A 23,466-nucleotide genomic window follows, 5' to 3' on the forward strand; every position below is an offset into this window, starting at 1 on the left:
TTTTCAGGTCACGTTACTCCGTGTGTCCGGTTCGACGCGGCGAGAGGTCGGCCGGTTCCCGGTCCGGAGCTGACACTTCGCCACAAGAAGTACGCACGGCCAGAGCCGGTTCGAACACGACAGCCGCCGGCTCGTCGACCGGGTCGACGACGAGTTCGGCGGCCTTGCGGCCCATCTCGTACGTCGGCTGCACGACGACAGTGATGCCGAGCGCGGCTGCCCACGGGAAGTCGTCCATGGTCAGGAAAGCCACGTCGTCCGGGATGGACAGCCCGCTGGCCGTCAGTGCCGTGTGGACGGCCACGGTCAGGCGGCTGCTCATGCAGGCGATCGCGTCCAGCTTCGGGTTGCTCGCGAGCAGTGCGCCGACCGCTGCGGCGGCTTCGGCGTCGTTCTCCGCCGATGCCGGGACTGTGCCGGGCATGCCTCGTCGCAGGCCTTCGACGCGTTCGTTCTGAGCGGGCCTGTCGCCCGCGGTGATCACGCCGACGGACGACCGTCCACACGCGGTCAGGTGCGCGGCCATGAGCTGACCGGCGGCGACGTTGTCCAGGCTGATCGAGTGCATCCCCGGCACGGTTCGCGAGACGATCACGCAGGGCGTGCCGTTCTCGGCCATCCGGCGGGCGTGCGGATCCGCCGCTTCGCCCGTCGTGACGATCAGGCCGCGGACGCGCTGCTCGTCCATCGCACGGACCTGGGCGGCTTCCCTGTCGTGCATGCGGTAGGTGTTGCCGAGCATGACCAGACTGCCGTCGGCGGCCGCCACCTCGTCGACGCCCCGGATCAGGTCGAGGTAGAACGGGCTGCTCAGATCCCGGATGACCACGCCGATCGTGCTGGCCCGCCCGGCGAAGATGCTCTTGGTCAGCGCGTTCGGGCTGTAGCCGAGGCCGTCGACCGCCGCCCACACCTTGGCCGCGGTCGCGCCCGAGACCACACCTCCGTTGATGACACGGGAAACCGTCGCCGTGGACACGCCTGCCCGCGCGGCGACGTCACCGATGGTCGCCCGTCTCATCTCTACAACCGCTCGAACCGGAACGGCCCCAGCACGTCGTCCCTGTCCTCGCCGAGCACCTCGGCGGCCACCTGGTCACCGACGTACGCGCTCAGCGTCACGCCGCTGTGCGAGACGGCGAAATGGAAGTTGGGCAGGTCGAGCACACGCCCGAGCACCGGCAGCCCGTCGACCGGGATCGGGCGCTCGCCCGTCCGCACGCTTTCCACCGCACCGTCCCTGAGCCCGGGGTACACCGCACGAGCGGCCGCGAGCATCTGGCCGACGTCGAGATCCTCGTTGTGCAGCAACAGCCTCCCGCCGCCGTCTGGTCGCAAGTGGACCTGCGGTGCGTGGATGACACGAGCGATCGACACCGCGACAGGCGAGGTGTACGCGAGCACGCCCGGTTTGTTGCGCATCGGCAGGCGCAATCCGGCCAGTTTCGCCACGTCGGCCGCACGCGCTCCGGCGCAGTTGACCACGGCGTCGACGGCGATGTCCTGCCCTGAGGCCAATCGCACCGAGCTGACCCGGCCGCCGCGCACCGCCACACCGACGACGGCGTCCCGGATCACCTCGATCCCGGACAGCAGGTGCGCGATCATCCGGGTCGGCTCGACCCAGCCTTCACCGGGGAAGTACGCGATCTCCCCGTCGGGCAGCACAGCGGGGTCGATGTCCGGTTCGAGCCGCAGGGCGTCCGCCTTGTCGAGCCACCGCGCCGGATAGCCGTACTCGACGAGACCGGCGACCTTGTGGCGCAACCACTCGATGCCGGTGTCGTCGGCCCACTCCAGGTTGCCGCCGTCGTGGAACCAGTCGCCGCCCGTCTCCCGGTGCGCGCGCATGCCCGCGACGTTCAGATCGTGGTACGCCCGGGGCTGCTTGCCGCACGAGTTGACCCACGAGAAGGTCGCGCCGGACGTCCCGCCGCCGGGCGGGCCGGAGTCCACGACGGTGACGCCGGCACCTCGTCTGACCAGCGACGCGGACACCGCGGCCCCGTAGACACCGGCCCCGATCACGACCACCCGCGCGACCATCCGCGCCTCCGAAGATCCGCTGGTCACGAGCTATGTAACTAGTTACATGCTATGCGCGGTGTCAACCGGTCACGGCCGACTCGGCCGGGAGGGCCGCCCTGGCCGGCTTGTCGACGATGTCGGCGCCGCAGGCACCCGGCTACCAGGGGACGGTGTCCGCAGGACCCAGGAAGACTTCCCGGTGGTCACCGCCGCGACATGGCGATACCGGTGAGCCGGTCGACGACCAGGTCGATGTCGGCCTTGGTGGTGCGGTAGTTGGTGACACAGGCGCGGATGCCGTCGCGGCCGTCGAGCGTGACCGGTCCGAGCAACGCGGTGCCTTCCGCACTGAGTGTGCTCAGCACGTCGTCGTGAGCGGACTCGGTGATCGTGGTGATCCGAAGGCACACGGCGGTCAAGGTGACCGGGGCCATCAACTCCATGACCGGACTGGCCGACACGCGTTCGGCGAAATACCGTGCGAGGTCAAGGTTGTCGTCGACAGCGGACCGGAACGCGCCGACGCCGAACGCGCGCAAAGCGCCCCACACCTTGAAAGCCTTGAAACCACGCGACAACTGCGGCCCGTAGTCCATGTAGTCGATCATCAGCGAATCGTCGCCGTCCGGCAGGTAGGACGACTTGAACGAGTACGCGTCGGCGAGCTTGCGCCGATCGCGAACGAGAAGACACCCGGCCTCCAACGGCGCGAACAGCAACTTGTGCGGGTCGACGCTGATCGAATCCGCACGTGTGCACGCCGCAAGCGATCCCCGCACACGCTCACTGAGGACGAACAGTCCACCGTAGGCACCGTCGATGTGCAGCCACAACCCGTGGTCCGCGCAGATGTCGGCGATCTCGTCGACCGGATCGATGGCGCCGGTGGCGACCGTGCCGCTGGTTGCCACGACGCAGAACGGCCGCAGCCCGGCGACACGGTCGGCTTCGACGGTCTGCCGGAGCACGTCAGCCCGCAGCCGGAAATCGGCGTCGGTGGCGATGGAGCGGACGTTGTCCACGCCGAGTCCCAGGATGGCGGCGGCCTTCTGCACGCTGCGGTGCGCCTCCCGCGAGGTGTAGAGCACGAGCGCGGGCCGACCGGCCTGCAGCCCGGTCGCCCGGAAGTCCGGGCAGTGGTCGTGCAGGGCCGTGGTCAGCGCGTTGAGCGTGGCCATCGAACCGCCGTCGGTGATGAGCCCGCCGGCGCCCGTCCCCCACCCGAACAGCCCGGCCAGCCAACGCACGACGGACTGTTCGATGACGCTCGCGGCCGGGGACAGCTGCGAGAAGTTGCAGTTCTGGTTGATGGCCGCGGCGATGGCCTCCACGTACGGCGCGATGCCGTTGGGCGGGCCGAGGACGTACGCGAGATTGCGGGGATGCGCGATGGTGGTGGAGTTCGGCAACACCTTGTCCCTGATGTCCCGCAACAGCCGCGCGACACCCACTCCCTGCTCCGGGAAGGGATCCTCGCGCAGTCCGAGGAGGACATCGCGGTCCAGCGCGGGGACGATGGGCCGCGCCGGGATGGACCGCTCGTAGGAGTCGAGCAGCGCCACCAGCTCGCGCCCGGCGTCGGCCCGCTCGGGGTCGGTGAGAGTAAGAGACATGTGAACAAACTAGCCACGATCGACTAGCATGCGATGCTAAACATTCCGCGATGACCGGCTACTAGTAGAGATACATGCTATGGATTCGATTGACAAAGCAATAATTGACCAGCTGACTCGTAACGGCCGATTGACGAACCTCGAACTGGCCGACCGGGTGGGCCTGTCGCCGTCGCCCTGCCTGCGTCGCGTGCGCAACCTGGAAAACAGCGGGGTGATCACCGGCTACCACGCCGCCGTCTCCGCCACGGCCGTCGGCCGCGGCTTCCAGGTCCTGCTGCACGTGGAGATGGCCGCACAGGACAAGAAGACGATCGAGGCTTTCGAGGCGGAGATCCGCGAGATCGACGAAGCGGTGGAGTGCCGCAGGATGTTCGGCCACCCCGACTACCTGATCTGGATAGCCGTACCCGACCTGGAAGGCTACGAGGCCCTGTACATGTCGAAGTTGACGGCGTTGCCGGGCGTCGCGCGCACCCACTCCCAGTTCACGATGAGCACGGTGAAGTCGCGGCCTCACCCCCGCTGGTGAGGCGCGGGTCACCATTGACCTCAAGCTCACTTGCAGTCTTACGTTCCTGCCCATGGCGACGACACAAGCGGACGCGGCTCCCGCAGGCGGTACCTTCCGCGAACTGCTGGGGCACGGCCGGTTCGCGACTTCCTTCGTGCTGGCCGGTGGGGTCGCGCTGCACGCGACCAACCTGTTCCTCACCACCAGCCTGCTGCCGACGGCCATCGGTGAGATCGGTGGCGAACGGCTCTACGCGTGGAGCAGCACGGTATTCATGATCACGTCGGTGATCGCGTCCATGTTCGTCAGCCGGTTGGTGGCCGGGCGCGGGCCTCGGCAGGCCTATCTCATCGCGATCATGCCGTTCCTGCTGGGGACGGTCGTGGCCGCGCTGAGCCCGACCATGGTCGTGATGCTCGTCGGACGTGCCGTCCAGGGCGTCGGCGGCGGGTTGCTGGCCGGCCTCGGGTACGCCGTCGTGCAGGCCGCGTATCCCGAACGGCTGTGGGCCAAGGCCACCGCTCTCATCTCGGCGATGTGGGGCTTCGGCACGCTGGCCGGGCCCGCGATCGGCGGCGCGTTCGCCCAGTTCGGCGCCTGGCGGCTGGCGTTCTGGCTGCTGGCCGTCCTCGGCGTGGCGATCGCGGTGATCGTCCCGCGTGCGTTGCCCCGGACGGCGCAGGCGGAGGTTGCCGAGCCCGTGCCGTTCCTGTCCCTGATCGTGCTGGCGGTGGCGGCCTCGTTGATCAGCGTCGCCAGTGTGCTGACCAACCTCGCGCTGGTCGCCGTGACGATCGCGGTGGCGCTGGTCGTGATCGCCTGGTTCGTCCGGCGCGAACGCACCAGCGCGGTCCGCGTACTGCCCGCGTCCACCTACAGTGCGAGCTCACCGCTGAAGTGGATGTACCTGTCCATCGGCATTCTCGCCATCGGCACGGTTTCCGAGGCGTTCGCGCCGCTGTTCGGCCAGCGGCTGGCCGGGCTGGAACCGCTGGTGGCCGGGTTCCTCGGCGCCGCCGTGTCGGTCGGCTGGTCGGTCACGATGCTGTTCAGCTCCAACGCGACCCGTCCGGCGACGCTGCGGCGGATGCGGATCGGCGGACCGGCCATCCTGGCGGCCGGGCTCATCGTGGCCGGGGTGTTCCAGCAGCACGACGCCGGTCCGTGGCTGGTCGTGGTGTGGTTCGTGGCGCTGGCCGTCGCGGGCGCGGGGATCGGCATCGCGTTCCCGCACCAGTTGGTGGCGGTCATGGGCAGTACGAAAGACCCTGTCGAGGCGGGGAAGGCGTCGGCGGGCATCAACACCGTCGAACTGATCGGGTTGTCGTTCGGCTCGGCTCTCGGCGGGCTGCTGGTCAACCTCGGTGCGCCTTCGATGCAGCGCTCGGCGCAGTTCCTGCTGTTCGGCCTCGCCGCGATCGCCGTGATCGGCGTGTTCGCCGCCCGGCGCACCGACCCCGTCCGGTAGCGGATCAGCCGAAGACGATCTCCGCCGCGGGCACGACGCGCACCGAGCCACCCGGGTGCATCCCCGTGCTGAGGATCCGGTTGTGCCGCTCCACGATCTGCTCGGGAGCGAGCCCCGCGGCGGGGTCCCCTTCGGCGACGGGGGCGTGCCCGTCTTCGACCAGCACGACGTCGAGCCCGTGGCTCTGGGACGACCGCACGGTCGCGTCGACGCAGTAGTCGGTGGCGACCCCGGTGATCACCACGGTGTCGACTTCCCGCTTCAGCAGCACAGCGGCGAGGTCGGTGCCGTAGAAGGCGTCCGTGGCCGTCTTGCGGATCACCGTGTCGGCGGGTTCCAGCGCCAGACCGTCCGCGGGACGGGTCCGCGGCTGCTCGGGGTCGAAGAACGACCCGGTCTCGCCGATCTGCTGGAAGGCGATCACCGGAACGCCGTCCTTGCGCGCCTGACGTGCCAGTGCCGCGATCCGGCCGACCAGTTCCTCGCTGCGCCAGATCAGCGGGAGGAGTAGTTCCTGCACGTCGAGGATGACCAGTGCCGCCTTCATGCCGTCCACCTTAGCCGCGGATTCCGTTGGCGCAGCGGCATTTCTCCCCAGGTGTAGGGAATTCACCACACCGGGGAGGGTGCGCGGGTCACGCGCCGACGTAAGCCGCCAGGTGCTTGCCGGTGAGGGTGGACCCGTCGGCGACGAGGTCGGCCGGGGTGCCCTCGAAGACGACCTCGCCGCCGTCGTGACCGGCACCGGGCCCGAGGTCGATGATCCAGTCGGCGTGCGCCATGACCGCCTGGTGGTGCTCGATGACGATCACCGACTTGCCGGAGTCGACGAGCCGGTCGAGCAGGGCGAGCAGCTGCTCCACGTCGGCGAGGTGCAATCCGGTCGTCGGCTCGTCGAGGACGTAGACGCCGCCCTTGTCGCCCATGTGCGTGGCCAGCTTGAGCCGCTGCTGCTCACCGCCGGACAGCGTGGTCAGCGGCTGGCCGAGGCTGAGGTAGCCGAGCCCGACGTCGACGAGCCTGCCGAGGATCGTGTGCGCGGCCGGGGTGCGTGCCTCGCCCTCGGCAAAGAACTCGGCGGCCTCGGTGACGGACATCGCGAGCACCTCGCTGATGTCCTTGCCGCCGAGGTGGTACTCCAGCACAGCCGCCTGGAACCGCCTGCCCTCGCACTCCTCGCAGGTCACGGCCACACCGGCCATGATCGCCAGGTCCGTGTAGATGACACCGGCGCCGTTGCAGTTCGGGCACGCGCCCTCGGAGTTCGCGCTGAACAACGCCGGTTTGACGCCGTTGACCTTGGCGAACGCCTTGCGGATCGGCTCGAGCATGCCGGTGTACGTCGCCGGGTTGCTCCGCCGCGAGCCGCGCACGGGCGCCTGGTCCACCGAGACGACCCCGGCCGACGCCGGGACCGAGCCGTGGATCAGCGAACTCTTGCCGGACCCGGCCACACCGGTGACCACGCACAGCACACCGAGCGGGACATCGACGTTGACCTTCTTGAGGTTGTGCTTGGACGCGCCGCGGATCTCCAGCTTGCCGCTCGGTGTGCGCACCTCGTCCTTGAGACGGGCCCGGTCGTCGAAATGGCGGCCGGTGACCGTGTCGCTCGTGCGCAGCCCCTCGACGGTGCCCTCGTAGCAAATGGTGCCGCCCGCGGTGCCCGCACCGGGGCCGAGGTCGACGACGTGGTCGGCGATCACGATGGCCTCGGGCTTGTGCTCGACGACGAGGACGGTGTTTCCCTTGTCGCGCAACCGGAGCAGCAGGTCGTTCATCCGCTGGATGTCGTGCGGGTGCAGGCCGATGGTCGGCTCGTCGAACACGTAGGTCGTGTCGGTGAGCGACGAGCCGAGGTGCCGGATCATCTTGACCCGCTGCGCCTCGCCGCCCGACAACGTGCCCGCCGGACGGTCGAGCGAGAGGTAGCCGAGGCCGATCTCGACGAACGAGTCCAGTGTGGCTTGCAGCTTGACCAGCAGCGGCGCCACCGACGGCTCGGCCAGGCCACTCACCCACTTGGCCAGGTCGCTGATCTGCATCTTGCAGGCGTCGGCGATGCTGATCCGCTTGATCTTCGACGAACGGGCCAGCTCCGACAGCCGGGTGCCGTCGCACTCCGGGCACGTGGCGAACGTGACCGCCCGGTCGACGAAGGCGCGGATGTGCGGCTGCATCGCCTCGCGGTCCTTGCTCAGGAAGGACTTCTGCACCTGCGGGACCAGCCCGGCGTACGTGAGGTTGACGCCGTCGACCTTGATCTTGGTCGGTTCCTTGTAGACCAGGTCGTGCAGCTGCTTCTTGGTGAACTTGCGGATCGGCTTGTCCGGGTCGAAGAAGCCACAGCCGCGGTAGATCCGGCCGTACCAGCCGTCCATGCTGTAGCCGGGGATGGTGATCGCGCCCTCGTTGAGCGACTTGCTGTCGTCGTAGAGCTGGGTGAGGTCGATGTCGGAGACCGAGCCACGACCCTCACAACGCGGGCACATGCCGCCGGTGATGCTGAACTCGCGGCGTTCCTTGATCGTCTGCCCGGCACGCTCCATCTTGACGGCACCCGCGCCGCTGATCGACGCGACGTTGAAGGAGAACGCCTGCGGCGAACCGATGTGCGGCTTGCCCAGCCTGCTGAACAGGATCCGCAGCATCGCGTTGGCATCGGTGACGGTGCCGACCGTCGAACGGGGGTCGGCACCCATCCGCTGCTGGTCGACGATGATCGCGGTGGTGAGGCCGTCGAGCACGTCGACGTCGGGACGAGCCAGCGTGGGCATGAAGCCCTGGATGAACGTGCTGTAGGTCTCGTTGATCATCCGCTGCGACTCGGCGGCGATGGTGGAGAACACCAACGAGCTCTTGCCGGACCCGGAGACACCGGTGAACACCGTCAACCGGCGCTTGGGCAGCTCGACGTCGACGTCCTTGAGGTTGTTCTCGCACGCGCCCTGCACGCGGATCAAATCGTGGCAGTCGGCGACGTGCCGCGCAGGCTCTGCGCTCGACTTCCTGGCCTTGCTCATCCCTGCCTCCATCTGTCCGCGCACGGGCACCGAGCTGATCTAATCAGGGCAGTTCCTGGATACGAAGAAGGTTGCCCGCGGGATCACGCACAGCGAAGTCGCGAACACCGTACGGCTGGTCGATCGGCTCCTGGACGATGTCGGCGCCGTTGGCCTGCAACTGGGCGAAGACACCGTCGAGGTCCTTGGCGGCGAGGTTGATGCCCCCGTAGGTGCCCTTCGCCATCATCTCGACGATGGTGCGCCGCTCGTCCTCGGTGATGCCGGGGTCGGCAGCGGGCGGGTGCAGCACGATGGCGATGTCCGGCTGGCCTGCCGGGCCGACCGTGATCCACCGCATGCCTTCGTAGCCGACGTCCATCCGGACCTCGAAGCCGAGGGTGTCGCGGTAGAAGGCCAGCGCCTTGTCCGGGTCGTCGTGCGGCAGGAAGCTGGAGTGAATGCTGATGTCCATGCGCAAAGGCTAGGGCGCACCCCGGACCGGCGCTTCTCGATTCCTGATCGGTCAGATCACCGCTTCGCCCGGCCGCTTCTCTGCCACAGTCCGGCCGCGGCGACCACCGCGCCGACGGCGAGGGCCGCGCCGGCCCAGATGAAGGCGGTGCCGACGCCGGTGGCGGCGATCAGCGGCTGCACGGCCAGTGGTGACAGGAACTGCCCGAGGAAGATGCCCGTGACCAGTCCACTCAGGACCCGGCCGCGCCGGTCCGGCGGGGCCAGCTCGCTGAGCCGCATGGTGAAGTTCGGCACCGCGGTCCCGACACCGAAGCCGCCGACCAGCAACCCGGCCGTGACGGCGACGACACTGCCCGCCACCCCGACCAGCAACCAGCCCACACCGAGCAGGACGATGCTCACCGTGGTGATCGCCGAGGCGGTCAACCGCTTGCGCAGCGCCGGGTACGCGAGCGCGCCGAGTGCACTGGTCAGCGTGCTGCCTGCGATCACCACGCCGACGACCACAGGACTCGCGCCGAAGCCGCCGAGCAAGAACGGCAACTGCGTCGGCGCCATGTAGAACACCAGCGTCGCGACGAGCGCCAACACGTATACGCCGAGCACAGGGCCGGTCATTGCCCGTCCGCTGCTGGCCCCTCTTGGGCGCATGTCTCGCGGAGCGTCTCGTACGGCGAGGACAGCGAACAACGCGACGGCTGCCGACACGGCGTAGATCCAGAACGGTGCCCGCCAGCTCACCGAGGCCAACAGGCCGGCCAGCGGCAGGAACACGACACCGCCCAGGCTCGCGAAGGCTTGTTGCAGGCCCAGGAACGCCGCCCGGCGTGGCCCGTCGAACCAGTCGGTGATCGTCGCGCTGACGGCCGTCATGACACCGCCGACGGCGATACCGAGCAGCGCCCTGGTGACCAGCAACAGGTAGATGTCGCCGACGAAGTACCCGGCGGTGCCGCAGATGGCGTACAGCACGAGGCTGGACACCAGCAGCGGCCGACGGCCGACACGGTCGGCGATCATCCCGGAGACCGGGGCGCTGACGGCGATCATGAGCGAGGTGACGGTCAGCGCGAGGCGAACCAGCAAATCCGCCCCCGGGCCAGCGAAGACCTTGCCCATCTCCGGCAGGCTGGGTGCGATGATCGCCGCCGCCATGATGGTCAGCGCCGCCGCGGCCAGTATGGTTCCGCGAGCGAGGAGGCTCGGCGTCGTGACAGTGGGTCGAGTTGTCATGGGAACACCTTCACGCCACGGCAGTCGCCTTCGCGTCGGTGACGGTCACCTACATCACCGGCCAACCCGCAGGCGCATGAGGTCCTGCCCCACGGTCACCCTTCCTCGGTACCGGCCCCGGCGTGCACCGAGGTCGGCGCGCTGCTGCCATTGGCGTTGCGGCTGGAAGTCGCCGATGTGGCTGAGCACAAGTGAGTCCACTTCGGACTGACGGGCCACCGCGCCGAGATCGAGGACGTCCGTGTGCGTCTCGCGCATGTGTTCCACGAACTCGTCCGACGCACCGTGGTCGTGCCACCACTGCGGGTCGCTGGCCTCGTGCACGAGGACGTTCGCGCGGTGGGCGAGCGTGGGGATGTTCGGCGTCAGCGTTGTGTCCCCGGAGAAGACAACGCTGCCGTGCTCGGTTTCGAACCGGTACGCCAGGCTGGGGAACACGACGCCGTGCGACACCAGGATCGCCGTGACTTCCACGTGTTCGTCGCGCATCACCGGGAACGGCTTCATCACCGGGGCGGTCTCGCCGATCGGCGACGCGCCGACGTCCGGGATCTTGATCTCGTGCACGCGCAACGCGGTCACCGGGTCGTATCCGATGTGCTCGGCTATGAAGGTGTTGCTGGAGTAGGCGAAGGCCTCGTTCGACAGCCTCGTCAGGTCCGCGATGCCGGGTGTGGGGTGGTGGGGCGCGACCCATTTCGCGCCGGGGACGTCGGGGAGCGCGCCCGCGCTGGGCGGCCCGTAGACGTCGATCGTGGGCACACGCCCGGTCGTCGACATGACCGTCGGCGCAAGGAATGCCGGGATGTTGAAGTAGTCGGCGACGTGGTCGGCGTGCAGGTGCGTGACGAACACGCCCTTGAGCCGCGCCGGATCGAGGCCCGCCCGCATGTACTGCGAGATCGAACCACGGCCGCAGTCGACGATGTAGACGTTGCCTCGAACGACAAGCGCGGTCGAGATGCCGTACCGGCCGCTGGTGAGAGCGGGACCAGCAGCAGTGCCGAGCAGTACGAGTTCTGTCCCGTTGGTGGAGGTGCGCGCGTCCGTCGCCACCGCTGTGCTGGGCGACAGCGCGCCGACAGTGGCCACACCTGCTGCGAGGGCACCGGAACGCAGGATCGCCCGTCGTGATACCTGGGGGTTCATGGTCTCTCCCTTCCGGGAAGGACCGTCCCACGAACGGGCGCGCGTTCGCGTAGGCAGAGATTACCTAACCTTGACTCGCGGTTGAGGTCGGGCAGTCGCCGAACTGGTTCACTGGCGGCCGCCCGGCCTCATTCGTGGGAGCACCGGATCAGCAGGCGCCCTGGTCCTGCCAGACCGCCCACGAGCCGGGCGCACCCGGCTCCGCGCCGGACGAGTACCAGGTGGACTTCCACTTGTGCTCGTTGTACGAGACCAGGTCATCCGGCACGTAGGACGCCGTCGCGTCCCATGCCGGAACACCGTCGCAGCCAGTGCTACCACCGGTCACGGTCAACGCGTACGTCGCCGTCCGGGTCACCGAACCGGTGCCCGTCACGGTGATCGTGTAGTTGCCCGCTGCCGCGGACGCGTCGACTGTGACTGTTGCCGTGGAGGACGAACCAGACTGCACAGTCGCCGGACTGAACGACACACTCACACCCGCAGGCGCCCCCGACGCCGACAACGTGACATCCTGCGCCGGACCAGACGTGGTCGCCGTGTTCACCGTGAACGAGCCCGAGTTGCCGACCGGGACAGTCCCCGAAGCCGGGCTCAGCGAGACGGAGAAGTCGGGAACAGGCGTGTCCGTGGTAACTGTCAGGCCGTAGTTGGCCGTGTGCACCTTGGCCCCCGTGCCCGTTCCCGTGCCTATCACCGTGATCTGGGACGTACCCGGTGACGCCGACGAACTGACCGTGACCGTCGCCGTGGACGACGAACCGGACCGCACGGTCGCCGGACTGAACGACACACTCACACCCGCAGGCGCCCCCGACGCCGACAACGTGACATCCTGCGCCGAACCGGACGTGGTCGCCGTGTTCACCGTGAACGAGCCCGAGTTGCCGACCTTGACCGAGCCGGACGTCGGGGACAGCGACACCGAGAAGTCGTTCTGCGGTGTCTCGCTGACCGCTTGCTTCCAGATGGTGTAGGCGACGCCGTCCGCGGACCGGTTGAGCGCGGTGGCGCTGATGTTGCTCGTCGTGTCGCACCGGCTGTGGTAGCACGGGTCGTAGGCGGAGTTGGCCGTGCCGCCCCACTTCTGCGCCTGCGAGCTGGACTTGCGGGCGGACGCACCCGTGGCGTACCCGGAGGCCGGGATGCCCGCCTGCTGGAAGGAGTAGTCGTCGGAACGGCCCCGGCCCTCGACGTTCTCCTCCGGCTGCAGGTTCAACGACTGCCAGTACTCACGCAACGGCGCCGACGCGGTGGTGTTGATGTTGTTGATGAAGTAGCCGGCGTTGGTGGAGGCCACCATGTCGAAGTTGTAGTACGCCTTGATGGCCGTGCGCTGGGCACCGGTCAGCTGGCCGACGTAGAACTCGGAGCCGTTGAGACCCTGTTCCTCGTCGGTCCACCAGCCGAACCGGACGTGCTTGGTCATCGTCGGGTTCTTCGCGGCGAGCTGCAGCGCGTTCTCCAACAGCACCCCCGACCCCGAGCCGTTGTCGTTGATGCCGGGACCGGCCGACACGCTGTCGAGGTGCGCGCCGAACATGATGGTCTGGTTGGTGTCGCCGCCGGGCCAGTCCGCGATCAGGTTGTTCGACACGTAGGTGCAGGTCGTGCAGCGCTGCTCGACGACCTGGTAACCGGCCGCTTGGAGCTTGCCCTTGATGTACGCGAGGGACTGGGTGTACCCGGCACTGCCGGCCCGCCGGTGGCCGCCGCCACTGGTGGCGAAGTTGTTGAACTGGGTCAAGTGGCCCTGCACCGCGGCCACGTCGATGTCCGGCGCGGCGAGCGCGGCCACGGCGGTGGCGCCGCCGGGCGGACCTTCGGTGGCCGACGCCGGCCCCACAGCCGTGGTAACCCAGGCGAGGGCCGCTAACGCGACCGCCGCGCCCAGTGTCTTGTGCTTCATCCGATGCTCCTTGTAAGGCAGGGAAAGCGTGGCCGCTCCCCGCCCCGCAGAAGCTTGGGCTGCACGTTCGGGGCACGGCCGAGCCAGCGAAGCGTCGCACCACGGAAACCCGAAAATTAGGGCTACCAGTAGGTACCGGCGAAGCGGTACCGCGGCAACACTTCAGGGTTGCGCACTGGTCCATACCAATCGCGGCCCACCTCGGCGAGACCGTACATCGACCACCAGACCGCCCCAACAGGACACAACAAAACCCCATAAACCCCGCCACTCACCCGAGAAAACCACCCCCACCGAAGAAACACCGCCCCGGCCGACCCGCCCGACCGAAGCCCCACCGGTCCGGCGTGCTGATCTGCTCGGGACGGGACAGCTCCCACCGCCCGTCCACATAGGTCGGTTCGGTCAGCTCGCGCCGCCGGCCTCCACACTCACGACCAGCGTGCCGAACACGCGTTCGGCGAACCCCGCTTGAACCGAGGATTTGCCCCGAGTCCGAAGCCGGGTTAGATTCATGGTGTCGCGAAAAACGATGTCCTGCGGCGTTGCTCGCCGGACATCGCGCACACATCGATGCAGGACGGTTCCTATCGGTGAGCGTCTCCGTGCCGAGATCGGGCTTCCCGCCCGCTCCCGGCGTCGACCGCAACCGAGGAGCACACCATGCGGAAAACCGTCACCATCGTCGGAGCGGGACTGGGCGGCCTGATGCTCGCCCGGGTACTCCAAACCCACGGCGTCGCCGCCACGATCTACGAGGGTGAGGCGTCGGCGACGGCGCGCACCCAGGGCGGCCTACTCGACATCCACGAAGAAACCGGTCAGGTCGCGCTCCGCGCGGCGGGCTTGTACGACGAGTTCCGCGCCCTGGTCCGGCCAGGCGAGGACGCCAAGCGCGTCGTCGACCGCCACGGCACGATCCTGCTCGACCGGCCCACGGACTCCCGTTCGGCCCGCCCCGAGGTGGATCGCGGCGAGCTCCGGCGCCTGCTCATCGACTCGCTCGCCCCCGGCACCATCCAGTGGGGCCACAAGCTCACCGCGCTCCGGCACCACCCGACGGGCGGCTTCGACCTCACCTTCACGGCAGGTTCCCCCGTCCGTGCCGACGTCGTCGTCGGAGCGGACGGCGCCTGGTCGAAGGTGCGGCCGCTGCTCACCCAGGCCGAGCCGCGCTACAGCGGCACCTGCTTCGTCGAGATCGCCCTCGCCCCGGGCAGCCGGGAGCACCGGGCAAGCGTGGCCACGATCGGCAGCGGCACACTGATGGCGGTCGCGCCGGGCCAGGGCATCATCGTCCACCGCGACGCGGACGGCGGTGTGCGCGGTTACGTAGCGCTGAACAAGCCCGAGGAGTGGATGCGGTCGATCGACTTCGGTGACCCGGCCGCCGGACTCCGCCGCCTCGCCCACGAGTTCGATGGCTGGTCGCCGCTGCTCACCGCGTTCGTGACAGGCAGCGACGCGGAGCCGTGGCTCCGGCCGATCCACGCGCTCCCTGTCGGGCTCAGCTGGGACCGGGTGCCGGGCGTGACGCTCGTCGGCGACGCCGCGCACCTGATGTCGCCCTTCGCTGGCGAAGGCGCCAACCTCGCCATGTTCGACGGCGCCGACCTGGCGCTCGAACTGGCCGGGCACCCCGACGTCGAGACCGCGCTCGCCGCCTACGAGAAGCGGCTTTTCCCCCGCAGCCGCGAGGTCGCCGCCCACTCGGCGCACAATCTCGAGACCTTCTTCGGCCAGGAGGCGCCGAACAGCGTGGTCACGCTGTTCCAACGCTTGTGAGGGCGGGTCCGGGACCTGTGTGAAGACCTTTCCCATGGTCGCCCCCAGAGCAGCGAGGTCGAGGACCTCGGCGGAGTGTTCTACGCGTACTTCGCCGACCCCGACGGCAATACCTGGTGCCTTCAGCACATGCCCTGGCGTTAACCCCACGCGGGCCGGGTCGATCACGGCGATTCGATGAGTCGTGTGGCGTGCAGAGCGGCAGAAAGGACACCCGGGTCACCGGTGTGGTCGAAGACGTCAAGGGCAGTGTCGACGAATTTGATGACATGCTCGTCTCCGTGCTGAGCGGCCCGGTCGAGTACCTCGGCCGCTGGATCGGACCCGACCAGTGGTACCGACACGGTTGCTGGTTGCGCAGGGGCGTATGCGGCGGTGATAGCCGCACTGGCGTACCAGACCGCGGCCAAGCTGGGCACCCACATCGATGGGGGCAACACGGGCAGGACGTGCCGGACGGCGTTGGGGGCGGTCGCGGTGTGGACCAGCAGCACCGGGCTTGCCTGGCCATACGACAGATAGCCGAGCACAGCGGCCTGGACCAGGTCGGCCAGGCGAGCAGGCACGTCGCCCGGGCTGGCCGCCGGGCGCAGGGCTACCAGCGCGGCCAGCCATCCGGGAAGCTCGGCGAGCCGGTTCAGGCGGTGCGCGATGAATCCGCTTTGCTCGGTCAGCCGGGGAACTGCGGCCAACGCGGCACGAGCAGGCAGGACACCGGCGGGCGTGGTGACGCCGGGCAGGGTGCGCCACCTGGCGGCCCAAAAGGCCAGCCCGTAGCCCAGTTCGGCGGCCGCCACGCGGTCTTGGTCCGCGGCGCGCAGGGCACGCACCGCATGACTGACGCGGATGACACCATGCGTTGAGCCGGCGACGATGCCGGGTAGCAGCCGTGGCCACCAAGTCGCCAGTACCTGCCGCCATGGTCGCTCCGCGATGCGCTGGGTGAAGTAGGCCGTCCAGTCACCGATCCGCCGCGGGTCACCGAGAGCGGCGCGCCAGTTGTGCGCGGTGATCCGCTGGGTGGTGCCGGGCAGTTCGGTCAGCCGGTCAATGTAATGGTCCAGCCAGCTGTGCACATCCACATCAAGACCGCGGCGCACCATCACTTCGACCGCCATCGGGCCATGATTGGTCAGCCCGTGGTTGCCCTCCTCGTCTCCGCCGAACTCCGGCCCCTTGCTGTGCAGCCGCTGATACGCCTCATCGAGAACCGCGTTGGATGTCATCACTCGCCTCACTGGACCACCTGTCGCCGGGTCACGAGCATGCGCGGCCAACAAGGAAACGGTCCAGGATTAGCTTCTGGCCTAATCTCGTTACGTGATTCGACTGCGATTCGGCGTCGAGGACCTCAGCCAGGTGCGATTCGCCACATCCCCGCTCTGGGAGGCCGTGACGAGCCTGCGGGCACTGACCATCGGTTCGAATACCGGACTGCACGCGCCCTGGCTCACACAGGTTCGGCGGCACCTTGGCGATCTCGACGACCTGGACCTGCTCACCACCGTGGTACGCCCCGTCGGCTACCTCCCGGACTTCCTGCACCCGATCCCACCGCGCCGGGCACCGAGCTTCGACACCAGCCTGAAGACGTTGGCCGCCACCGATCCCCGTCTGGTCGCCACCGAGTTGGCACACCTCGCCCAGCACCCGATGGCCATGCGTGGACCGGGACGCATTCACCGCCGCGCGGTGCTGGACGACCTGATCTCCGACCCTCAGTCCGGACTCGCCCGGATCGTGGCTGCCCTCGACAGCTACTGGCGGGTGAGCATCGCGCCCTACTGGCCGCGCATGCGGGCGCTGCTCCACGCTGATCTGGCCCACCGGTTGCAGGAACTCGCCTCCGGCGGCGTACGCCAGCTGTTGCGGACCCTGCACCCAGCGGTCAGCTTCAACCGCGACACCCTCAGCATCGTCAAGTACTACGACGGAACTGCTGATCTGCGACAACGCGGCCTGCTGTTGATCCCCTGCGTTTTCGCCTGGCCCGACGTCATCGTCCGCACCGCCAACCCGCAACCGGCGGTCACCTACGCTCCGCGCGGACTCGGCCGGCTGTGGGAATCCCATCCCGGCACACACGGCTCCCCACTGGCAGGCGTGCTCGGCGACAGCCGCGCCGCGATCCTCGCCCACCTCGATCTGCCGATGTCCACCACGCACCTGGCCGGTCAGCTCGACCTGGCCGCACCCACAGTCAACGTGCACCTCAAAGCGCTCAGCCGAGCCGGCATCGTGACCTCCCGCCGCGACGGACACACCGTGTTCTACCAACGCACCCCGCTCGGCGACCAGCTCATCGCCGCCGCAGCACCACAGTGACACCTGGCAAGGCCCAAGCGTCGCCCTCTCCCCTCCGGCCGCCCAGTTGCCTCAGCATTCCCGACCGTCCAGTGGTCATTGCACGCATGGACCGGGCTCTACCCCGTCGACCGCGCCTCACACCTGTGCTTCAGCCCAGTACCCGAAGAGGTGGGGTGGTCAGGCCATGGCGCCACGTTCGGCCAGCGCGGGCAGGCTGAGACGATCCCGGGTGGTCTCGTCGAACTCGTCCAGGACCTCGTGCAGGGCGTCCGAAAGGTGGTCGAGTGAACGGACCGCGTACAGCACCGGCTGGTAGCCCGCGGCCTGGTAAGCCTGGGCGGCGATGGCGTGGATGTCCCAGGGGCGGATCTCAGCGTGGCGCAGGTGCCGCAGCTCGCCCCAGGACGACAACAGGGCCGCGCCATAGGCCTTGACCTCGTCATCCTGGATGGTGACGCCGTACTCCAGACTGAACCAGTAGACACGGCTGAGCAGGTCCAGGGCGTCCTCGCTGTCCACTCGGGCGGCGGCGCGGCCGAACATCCGGTACAGACCGGCGAACCACGGGCAGCTCAGGTGCGTGCCGTGCCCGAACACATCGTGCAGCACGTCCGGCTCCGGCGTGTACAACGGCACCGCCGGGTGACGGACGTACTGCACGGCGTGGAAGTAGCCACGAGCCATCGAGCCCAGGAACCTCTTGTTCGGCACCAACCCCCCGGCCAAGGTGAAGCGGAACCCGGTCAGCTCGTGCAGCCGGTCGCCGACCTCGGCGTGCTGCGGAACGTGGTCGGCGGGGATCGGCGCCGCGTCACGCGCGTGCAGCACCTCGCGGCACACCGTCTCCTCATGGACGTTGTGCAACGCGGCGTGCACACGACGCCAGGTCGCATGCTCCGACTCGGTGTAGTGCACCAGCGGCGAGGGCGCACCTACCTGGTGGCCGACGGCGAGGGCCACCACCGCGTCCCGCCGCCGGGCGTAGACGACGTCGCGGAAACCCGGGTGCTGCCGGGCGGCACCCAGATGACCGTCCGGTGCGACCGGAGCCCGTCCAGGCTGGAGCGTGGTGTGGCTGTCCATGCCCGGAGGCCTACCCGGACAGGACCTTGTCAAGCGATGGCCAGGTCAGACCAACCCGATCGAGCGACAAGGGCGGTCGGTCACTGTGGTGTGTGGCTCGTGTCCAGCATCAGCGTGGCAGTTTGGCGGCGGCTGCGGCGGACAGATTCGTCGCCGCGGTGCAGTATTCCTTGCCGGGCCGGTCGCCCTTCACCGTCAGCACCATCAGGTCGATCGCGCTTCGCCATTGTTCGTTCGCCGGTTGATGGCGCACGTGCACGGTGCAACTGGTGCCTGAGTCGATATCCAGTCTGACGTACGCGGTGTGGTGGCCCAACTGGATCTTCTGCCCTGAGATCGCCTCTTTTGCGGCGTGCTGGTCGTAACGGAGGTGGACCTGGGTGGGCGTGGTGGGGCTGTACCACTTGCACGCCCAATCGCCGAAGTCGGGAATCGCGGTCTTCGGATCGATCGCGGGTAGTTCGGCCAGTGCCGTGTTGTCCAGCAACCGGCATGCGTCGACCTGGGCCAGGGAATCGGCGGGGAGGGGCGCGGCGCGACGGGGAAGACGGCCGCGCTGTTTCACGACAACGTCCTTCACCATGAGCACGCCTGTGTCGGCGATGACACACAGGTCGGCAGAGGGGTTGGGCATGTTCGCGGTGATTCGGATGGCGTACTTCTCATCGAGGACCATGGAGCGGTCGCATTCGTCGCTGTCCGCGGGTCTCTCCACGATCACGTCGAGCGGCTTTCCCTGGATGTCGGCCGCGGTGCGGGTGACGATCTGCACCTCGAGGTCGACCGATTCCCGGCCGCCTGTGTTGATCAAGACGTCGCAGCGGTTGAAGTTTCCGTAGGTGGGATCCAGTTTGGCCGGTCCCAGTCGCTCCAGCGCCTTCCGGTCCAGCAGTGCGCAGGGGTCGACTGTTCGCTCATCGCCGATGAGGTCCGTGCCGGGTGTTGAGAAGTTGCTTGGTTCGGGCAGCGGTGGGCCGGACGGCAGGAGCACGGCAGCGCCTGCGGCAACACCCACCACCACTACGGCGATCGCTTGATACCGCCGACGGCGCCAGTGCGGCACGCTTGAGGTAGCAGCCCGCGCCGGTGGCGCAGGTCCCACTACGTCGCCGGCGATGCCGTGCAGCAACTGTCGCGCCTCGTCAGCGGTCGGCCGCTGTCCTGGCTCGGTCGACAGCAGGCGCGACAGCAGCGGCGCCAGCGGACCCGCGTGTCGCATGGGAAGCACGTCGCCCTGGCGCACCCGTGTCAACACGTCGTCCGGTTCGCCGGTGCCGAACGGTGGGGTGCCTTCCACCGCGGCGAACAGGGTCGCGCCGAGGGAGAACATGTCCGAGGCTTCCGTTGCCGGTTGACCGGCGGCCACCTCGGGCGCGGCGTAGGCGGGGGTCCCGGTGAACGTCCCGTCGCTGGTCCGCGTCACCGCATGCCAGATGGAGATGCCGAAGTCGGTGAGTTTCGCGAAGTCCTGCTCGTCCACCAGGATGTTGCCCGGCTTGATGTCCCGGTGCACGATCCGCTGGGCGTGCAGGGCGGCCAGTGCCGCCGCGATCTGCGCCCCGATCCTGCTCACCCTGTCGGCGGGCAACGGCCCCCGAGTCGCCAGCACCCTGTCCAGGCTCTGCGCCGGGGAGTACTCCATCACCAACCAGCACTCGTCGTCGTCCACGGTGTCGTACACCGAGATCGCGTTCGGGTGGTGCACCTGCGCCGCGATTTCGGCTTCCCTGCGGAACCGGAGCCGGTCGGCTTGGCTTGCCACGGTGTGCGGCTTCTTGAGAGCCACGGTCCGTTTCAGTTTGCGATCGAACGCAGCCCAGACAATGCCGCCAGAACCGGACCCTTGAGCGTCTTCGAGTTGGTATCGCCCGTCTACGATGTCCCCGGTACGCACTCTCCGTACTCTAACCGACTCGAGCCGGGCACACTATGTACGTTTCGCACATTTCGAATCAGCGTGCGACAGCGGCTTTATGGTTTCCCCTCTGCTTACCGGGGACGCTGTCTGGTGTGGACCGCGCGAACGTTCGGCGCCCGTGCTACTCCACGGCGAGCGCGAGCGCAGCCGCCTCCCGCAGGGACGCCCGAACGTGTTCGGCCTCGACCGCGTCGAGTACAGCGATCTCGCCCGGAGGGGCGATGACCAGGACTTCGCCGTCTCGAACCATGACACGCAGTGTGCGAGGGCGACCTGCGATGTCACGACAGGAGATCGACCATTCATCGGTGTCGATCACATTTTCACCTTCATACGGCGGCACTCCGGTGAGTGCCACGTTGCGTCACCGGTTCCGGCTTCACCGCCGTGACGGGCACGGGTGAAGCCGGAACCGCGTGTGGACGGCGTTTCAGCGAACTCCATTCCCCCCGAAGACCGAGGCGACGTCGGTCGTCATGCGCTGCCTGGCCCGACGTCTGCCGCGATGAGCGGGCCGCGCAGAACTGCGGACGACGAGTGCTCGTCCGCACCTGTGTCGGGTTTTCCGGTACGGGCCTGGCCGTCCATGTCGTCGGCCACGAACGGATAGCCACCACTGCCGGCGTCGACGGCCGGGCTTGCCGACCCGATCCGGTATACCGGTCCGCTGCGGGCCAACTGCGGATCCACAGCCCGCACGCCACGGGTGACTCCCACGTTCGCCGACCCCGTCGGCCATGCGATGTTCCCGGCGTAGGTGAGGTTCACCGGTGCCTTGACTTCGTTGAACAGCGTGCCCTGGCTGCCGGTGACCACGTTGTCGGCGATCACCGAGTCGACCGGGGCGTACTTGTAGTTGGCGCCGATCTCGACGTTGGAGATGTTGTTGACGAAGGTGTTGTTCACCACAGTCGCCCGGTAGACGCGCCAGTGCGCGTTGAGCGCGCCCGAGGTGTCCACGTCACCGCCGTCGAGTTGCAGCGCCGCGTCGTAGCCGGTGCCCGTCAGGCCTTCGAAGTAGTTGTTGTAGATCTTGTGGTCCTGGCCGTACACCCGGATTCCGCCGGTTCCCGGCTTGCCCTCGCCGAGGAAGAAGTTGCCGTGGAACGCACCGCGGTTGCCGTGCCGATGGGACAACGTGCCCTGCGAGGAGCGGAAGGTGTTGTAGCGGACCGTGTTGTCGTTGCTCTTCACGGAGATGATCTCCGGGTCGCCGTCGCAGTCCTCGAACAGGTTCGATTCGATCACCGTGAAGCCGCTCGAGCGGGAGATCTCGCTCCAGCCGACCCGGATGGCCTCCATCTCGTTCTGCGCGCGCGGGCCGATCGCGCGGAAGTGGTTGTGATCGATCAGGTCGTGTTGCGACTGTTGGGTTTCCGATCCGTCGATGGTGATGAAGTTGCCGAGCTGGTGTTTCTCCTCGAACAGGTTGTGGTCGATCCGGTTGTGGTGGCTGCCGGCGCCCTGGATGATCACCCATTTCAGCGAGGAGCTCTCGGTCAGCCGGAAGTGGTTGCGGGTCAGTCGTACGTTGTTCGAGCCGGTGATCTTCAGCGTGTTGCTGTTGGTCCACTTCAGACCGTCGACGACCACGTGCGAGGAGTTCGCGACCTCCAGCTGTCCGCCGGTGATCACGGCCTTGCCCCGGTTGGCCGCGGCGACGGTGATGGGCCGGTCGGCGGTGGCGTTCTTGCCGGTCAGTTTGCCGATGGTGTACTGCCCGTCGGCGAGCACGATCCGGTCCCCGGGCTGTGCGCTGGTGAACGCGCTCTGCAGCTGGGACGAGTTGGCCACCGGCACAGTCCGGCCAGGACCAGGTTGCTCGTCGCCTTCGTGCGAAACGACCAGGCGGTGGATCTTCACCTCGCCGTAGTTGCTGTCACTGCACGGCGACGCGTTGCCGCAGTTGGCTTGCGTGTATGCGCCTGCCTTGAAGTAGCCTCCGGTGAAGCTCTTCGAGAGCGTGGCCTTCAGCACTCCGTTGTAGTAGGCCTTGATTTTGCCGTCACTGACCACGAACTTCGCCTCGAACCTCGTGCCCAGTTCGTAGTCGTCGGTCACCAGCGTGTGCTTGTCGTTCCCGTCGGTGATGTAGAGCTTGCGGCCTTCCAGCCGGAACACCGAGACGTCGTCCTTGGCGTCGTGGATCTGGCCGGCGACGACGTTGGGCCGACCGCTGGGCGCCGCGGTGATGGCCTGGTCGATCACCATCGTGTGCGTGCCCGACGTCGACGACCAACTGGCCTTCGCACTGCCCGACATCTCGCGCAGTTCCGAGCGCGGGTAGTTCGACCCGCTGGTGGTCACGCCGTTGACCGCGGCGCGGAACTGGACCGCCTTGCAGTCCGGGGTCGCGCGGAACCACGGGTCGATGGAGTACGTGGCCAGTTCCGGCTGTTCGACGTTGAGCGGCTTCTCCTCCTCGCCGATCGGCAGCCCGATGTACCAGTTTCGCAGGTCCAGCACGTCAGCCGGATACTTGCACTCACCTCCGCCGCCTCCGTCGGCACCGTTGACGGTCGTCTCGGTGATGCTGGTCCAGTTGTTGGAAGTGTTGCCGTGCCCGACGACGCGCAGATAGCGACCGGAAGCGTCGGCGAAGTCGTAGTTCTGAAGCTGGAGTGTGTTGCCGCTGCTGGTTCTCCTGCTCAGCACCGTGGTCCACGACGATCCGTCGGCCGAGAGCTGGACATCGAAGGTGTCGCGCCGGGTGTCCCCCTTGTGCCAGGCGAGGGACACCGAACCGATGGTTTGTGGTCTGCCGAGGTCGTACCGGATCCACACGCCGTCGCCCTCGGCCGACCAGCGGGTGCTCAAGTTGTTGTCGAGAGTGTTGGCGGCGACGTTGCCGTCGTCCCCGACGGCCACCACTTCCGTCACCGGCAACGGTGCACCCGCCGCCGCGGCGACCGTGCCAGAGGCCCCGACCAGTCCGGCCGCGAGCACCACGGCCAAGCCCACGTGACAAGCTCGTTTCATC

The 23,466-nt window shown here is 68.1% G+C and carries 18 protein-coding genes; 4 read left to right on the forward strand and 14 right to left on the reverse strand.

From position 1 onward, the window contains the following. Positions 1 to 13 precede the first annotated feature (13 nt). The 3 genes from ALI144C_RS22365 to ALI144C_RS22375 form a co-directional block, all read right to left on the reverse strand. Positions 14 to 1,021, reverse strand: a complete 1,008-nt coding sequence (locus ALI144C_RS22365) for a LacI family DNA-binding transcriptional regulator (RefSeq protein WP_076989062.1) — start codon at positions 1,019 to 1,021, stop codon at positions 14 to 16. A 2-nt stretch (positions 1,022 to 1,023) separates the two neighbouring features. Beyond that, positions 1,024 to 2,073, reverse strand: a complete 1,050-nt coding sequence (locus ALI144C_RS22370) for an NAD(P)/FAD-dependent oxidoreductase (RefSeq protein ID WP_237774258.1) — start codon at positions 2,071 to 2,073, stop codon at positions 1,024 to 1,026. A gap of 158 nt (positions 2,074 to 2,231) precedes the next feature. Then, positions 2,232 to 3,641, reverse strand: coding sequence for a pyridoxal phosphate-dependent decarboxylase family protein (locus ALI144C_RS22375; protein WP_076989064.1), 1,410 nt, complete (start codon positions 3,639 to 3,641; stop codon positions 2,232 to 2,234). A gap of 79 nt (positions 3,642 to 3,720) precedes the next feature. Here ALI144C_RS22375 and ALI144C_RS22380 point away from each other — a divergent pair, with 79 nt between their 5' ends. Both ALI144C_RS22380 and ALI144C_RS22385 read left to right on the forward strand, forming a co-directional pair. Continuing rightward, complete coding sequence (locus tag ALI144C_RS22380) at positions 3,721 to 4,173, forward strand: Lrp/AsnC family transcriptional regulator (RefSeq protein WP_076989065.1); 453 nt, start codon at positions 3,721 to 3,723, stop codon at positions 4,171 to 4,173. 52 nt (positions 4,174 to 4,225) lie between these two features. Further along, entirely contained in the window at positions 4,226 to 5,623 is a 1,398-nt protein-coding gene (locus ALI144C_RS22385; RefSeq protein ID WP_076989066.1) for an MFS transporter, read from the forward strand. Positions 5,624 to 5,627: 4 nt separating this feature from the next. On the opposite strand, the gene ALI144C_RS22390 is transcribed toward ALI144C_RS22385, so the two are convergent. From ALI144C_RS22390 to ALI144C_RS22415, 6 genes are all read right to left on the reverse strand, one after another. Next, the gene (locus ALI144C_RS22390) at positions 5,628 to 6,170 is read right to left on the reverse strand and encodes an isochorismatase family cysteine hydrolase (RefSeq protein WP_083753292.1); all 543 of its coding nucleotides are present in this window, start codon (positions 6,168 to 6,170) and stop codon (positions 5,628 to 5,630) included. Positions 6,171 to 6,258: 88 nt separating this feature from the next. Continuing rightward, positions 6,259 to 8,646 (reverse strand): ATP-binding cassette domain-containing protein, encoded by a 2,388-nt coding sequence (locus ALI144C_RS22395; RefSeq protein WP_076989067.1) that lies wholly within the window; start codon positions 8,644 to 8,646, stop codon positions 6,259 to 6,261. A gap of 43 nt (positions 8,647 to 8,689) precedes the next feature. Beyond that, positions 8,690 to 9,100: a VOC family protein gene (locus tag ALI144C_RS22400; RefSeq protein ID WP_076989068.1), complete on the reverse strand. Its 411-nt coding sequence runs from the start codon at positions 9,098 to 9,100 to the stop codon at positions 8,690 to 8,692. 56 nt (positions 9,101 to 9,156) lie between these two features. Then, positions 9,157 to 10,335, reverse strand: coding sequence for an MFS transporter (locus ALI144C_RS22405; RefSeq protein ID WP_076989069.1), 1,179 nt, complete (start codon positions 10,333 to 10,335; stop codon positions 9,157 to 9,159). 54 nt (positions 10,336 to 10,389) lie between these two features. Further along, the gene (locus ALI144C_RS22410) at positions 10,390 to 11,484 is read right to left on the reverse strand and encodes an MBL fold metallo-hydrolase (RefSeq protein ID WP_076989070.1); all 1,095 of its coding nucleotides are present in this window, start codon (positions 11,482 to 11,484) and stop codon (positions 10,390 to 10,392) included. Positions 11,485 to 11,632: 148 nt separating this feature from the next. After that, complete coding sequence (locus ALI144C_RS22415) at positions 11,633 to 13,393, reverse strand: M28 family peptidase (RefSeq protein ID WP_076989071.1); 1,761 nt, start codon at positions 13,391 to 13,393, stop codon at positions 11,633 to 11,635. 663 nt (positions 13,394 to 14,056) lie between these two features. Here ALI144C_RS22415 and ALI144C_RS22420 point away from each other — a divergent pair. Beyond that, complete coding sequence (locus tag ALI144C_RS22420; protein ID WP_076989072.1) at positions 14,057 to 15,178, forward strand: FAD-dependent oxidoreductase; 1,122 nt, start codon at positions 14,057 to 14,059, stop codon at positions 15,176 to 15,178. Between the two features lie 164 nt (positions 15,179 to 15,342). On the opposite strand, the gene ALI144C_RS22430 is transcribed toward ALI144C_RS22420, so the two are convergent. After that, positions 15,343 to 16,404, reverse strand: a complete 1,062-nt coding sequence (locus tag ALI144C_RS22430) for a questin oxidase family protein (RefSeq protein WP_076989073.1) — start codon at positions 16,402 to 16,404, stop codon at positions 15,343 to 15,345. A gap of 94 nt (positions 16,405 to 16,498) precedes the next feature. On the opposite strand from ALI144C_RS22430, the gene ALI144C_RS22435 reads away from it, so the two are divergent. Next, a complete protein-coding gene (locus ALI144C_RS22435) occupies positions 16,499 to 17,503 on the forward strand; it encodes an ArsR/SmtB family transcription factor (protein ID WP_076989074.1) in 1,005 nt (334 codons plus the stop codon). Between the two features lie 159 nt (positions 17,504 to 17,662). Here the strand turns inward: ALI144C_RS22435 and ALI144C_RS22440 are convergent, their stop codons facing one another. From ALI144C_RS22440 to ALI144C_RS56795, 4 genes are all read right to left on the reverse strand, one after another. Further along, a complete protein-coding gene (locus ALI144C_RS22440) occupies positions 17,663 to 18,568 on the reverse strand; it encodes a phenylalanine 4-monooxygenase (protein ID WP_076989075.1) in 906 nt (301 codons plus the stop codon). A 109-nt stretch (positions 18,569 to 18,677) separates the two neighbouring features. Beyond that, positions 18,678 to 20,462 carry a serine/threonine-protein kinase gene (locus ALI144C_RS22445; RefSeq protein ID WP_076989076.1) on the reverse strand — a complete coding sequence of 595 codons (1,785 nt, stop codon included), beginning with the start codon at positions 20,460 to 20,462 and terminating at the stop codon, positions 18,678 to 18,680. Between the two features lie 145 nt (positions 20,463 to 20,607). Then, positions 20,608 to 20,736: a hypothetical protein gene (locus ALI144C_RS22450; protein WP_330359602.1), complete on the reverse strand. Its 129-nt coding sequence runs from the start codon at positions 20,734 to 20,736 to the stop codon at positions 20,608 to 20,610. 224 nt (positions 20,737 to 20,960) lie between these two features. Further along, positions 20,961 to 23,465: a chondroitinase-B domain-containing protein gene (locus ALI144C_RS56795; protein ID WP_083753266.1), complete on the reverse strand. Its 2,505-nt coding sequence runs from the start codon at positions 23,463 to 23,465 to the stop codon at positions 20,961 to 20,963. Position 23,466: the final 1 nt, after the last annotated feature.

It is taken from the genome of Actinosynnema sp. ALI-1.44, assembly GCF_001984155.1.
GTDB lineage: Bacteria > Actinomycetota > Actinomycetes > Mycobacteriales > Pseudonocardiaceae > Kibdelosporangium.

What these genes read in the sequence shown, in the direction of transcription:
- ALI144C_RS22365 (WP_076989062.1), bottom strand. Translation starts at nt 1,021, where the DNA reads ATGAGACGGGCGACCATCGGTGACGTCGCCGCGCGGGCAGGCGTGTCC.
- ALI144C_RS22375 (WP_076989064.1), bottom strand. Translation starts at nt 3,641, where the DNA reads ATGTCTCTTACTCTCACCGACCCCGAGCGGGCCGACGCCGGGCGCGAG.
- ALI144C_RS22380 (WP_076989065.1), top strand. Translation starts at nt 3,721, where the DNA reads ATGGATTCGATTGACAAAGCAATAATTGACCAGCTGACTCGTAACGGC.
- ALI144C_RS22385 (WP_076989066.1), top strand. Translation starts at nt 4,226, where the DNA reads ATGGCGACGACACAAGCGGACGCGGCTCCCGCAGGCGGTACCTTCCGC.
- ALI144C_RS22390 (WP_083753292.1), bottom strand. Translation starts at nt 6,170, where the DNA reads ATGAAGGCGGCACTGGTCATCCTCGACGTGCAGGAACTACTCCTCCCG.
- ALI144C_RS22395 (WP_076989067.1), bottom strand. Translation starts at nt 8,646, where the DNA reads ATGAGCAAGGCCAGGAAGTCGAGCGCAGAGCCTGCGCGGCACGTCGCC.
- ALI144C_RS22400 (WP_076989068.1), bottom strand. Translation starts at nt 9,100, where the DNA reads ATGGACATCAGCATTCACTCCAGCTTCCTGCCGCACGACGACCCGGAC.
- ALI144C_RS22405 (WP_076989069.1), bottom strand. Translation starts at nt 10,335, where the DNA reads ATGACAACTCGACCCACTGTCACGACGCCGAGCCTCCTCGCTCGCGGA.
- ALI144C_RS22410 (WP_076989070.1), bottom strand. Translation starts at nt 11,484, where the DNA reads ATGAACCCCCAGGTATCACGACGGGCGATCCTGCGTTCCGGTGCCCTC.
- ALI144C_RS22415 (WP_076989071.1), bottom strand. Translation starts at nt 13,393, where the DNA reads ATGAAGCACAAGACACTGGGCGCGGCGGTCGCGTTAGCGGCCCTCGCC.
- ALI144C_RS22420 (WP_076989072.1), top strand. Translation starts at nt 14,057, where the DNA reads ATGCGGAAAACCGTCACCATCGTCGGAGCGGGACTGGGCGGCCTGATG.
- ALI144C_RS22430 (WP_076989073.1), bottom strand. Translation starts at nt 16,404, where the DNA reads ATGACATCCAACGCGGTTCTCGATGAGGCGTATCAGCGGCTGCACAGC.
- ALI144C_RS22440 (WP_076989075.1), bottom strand. Translation starts at nt 18,568, where the DNA reads ATGGACAGCCACACCACGCTCCAGCCTGGACGGGCTCCGGTCGCACCG.
- ALI144C_RS22450 (WP_330359602.1), bottom strand. Translation starts at nt 20,736, where the DNA reads ATGGTTCGAGACGGCGAAGTCCTGGTCATCGCCCCTCCGGGCGAGATC.
- ALI144C_RS56795 (WP_083753266.1), bottom strand. Translation starts at nt 23,465, where the DNA reads ATGAAACGAGCTTGTCACGTGGGCTTGGCCGTGGTGCTCGCGGCCGGA.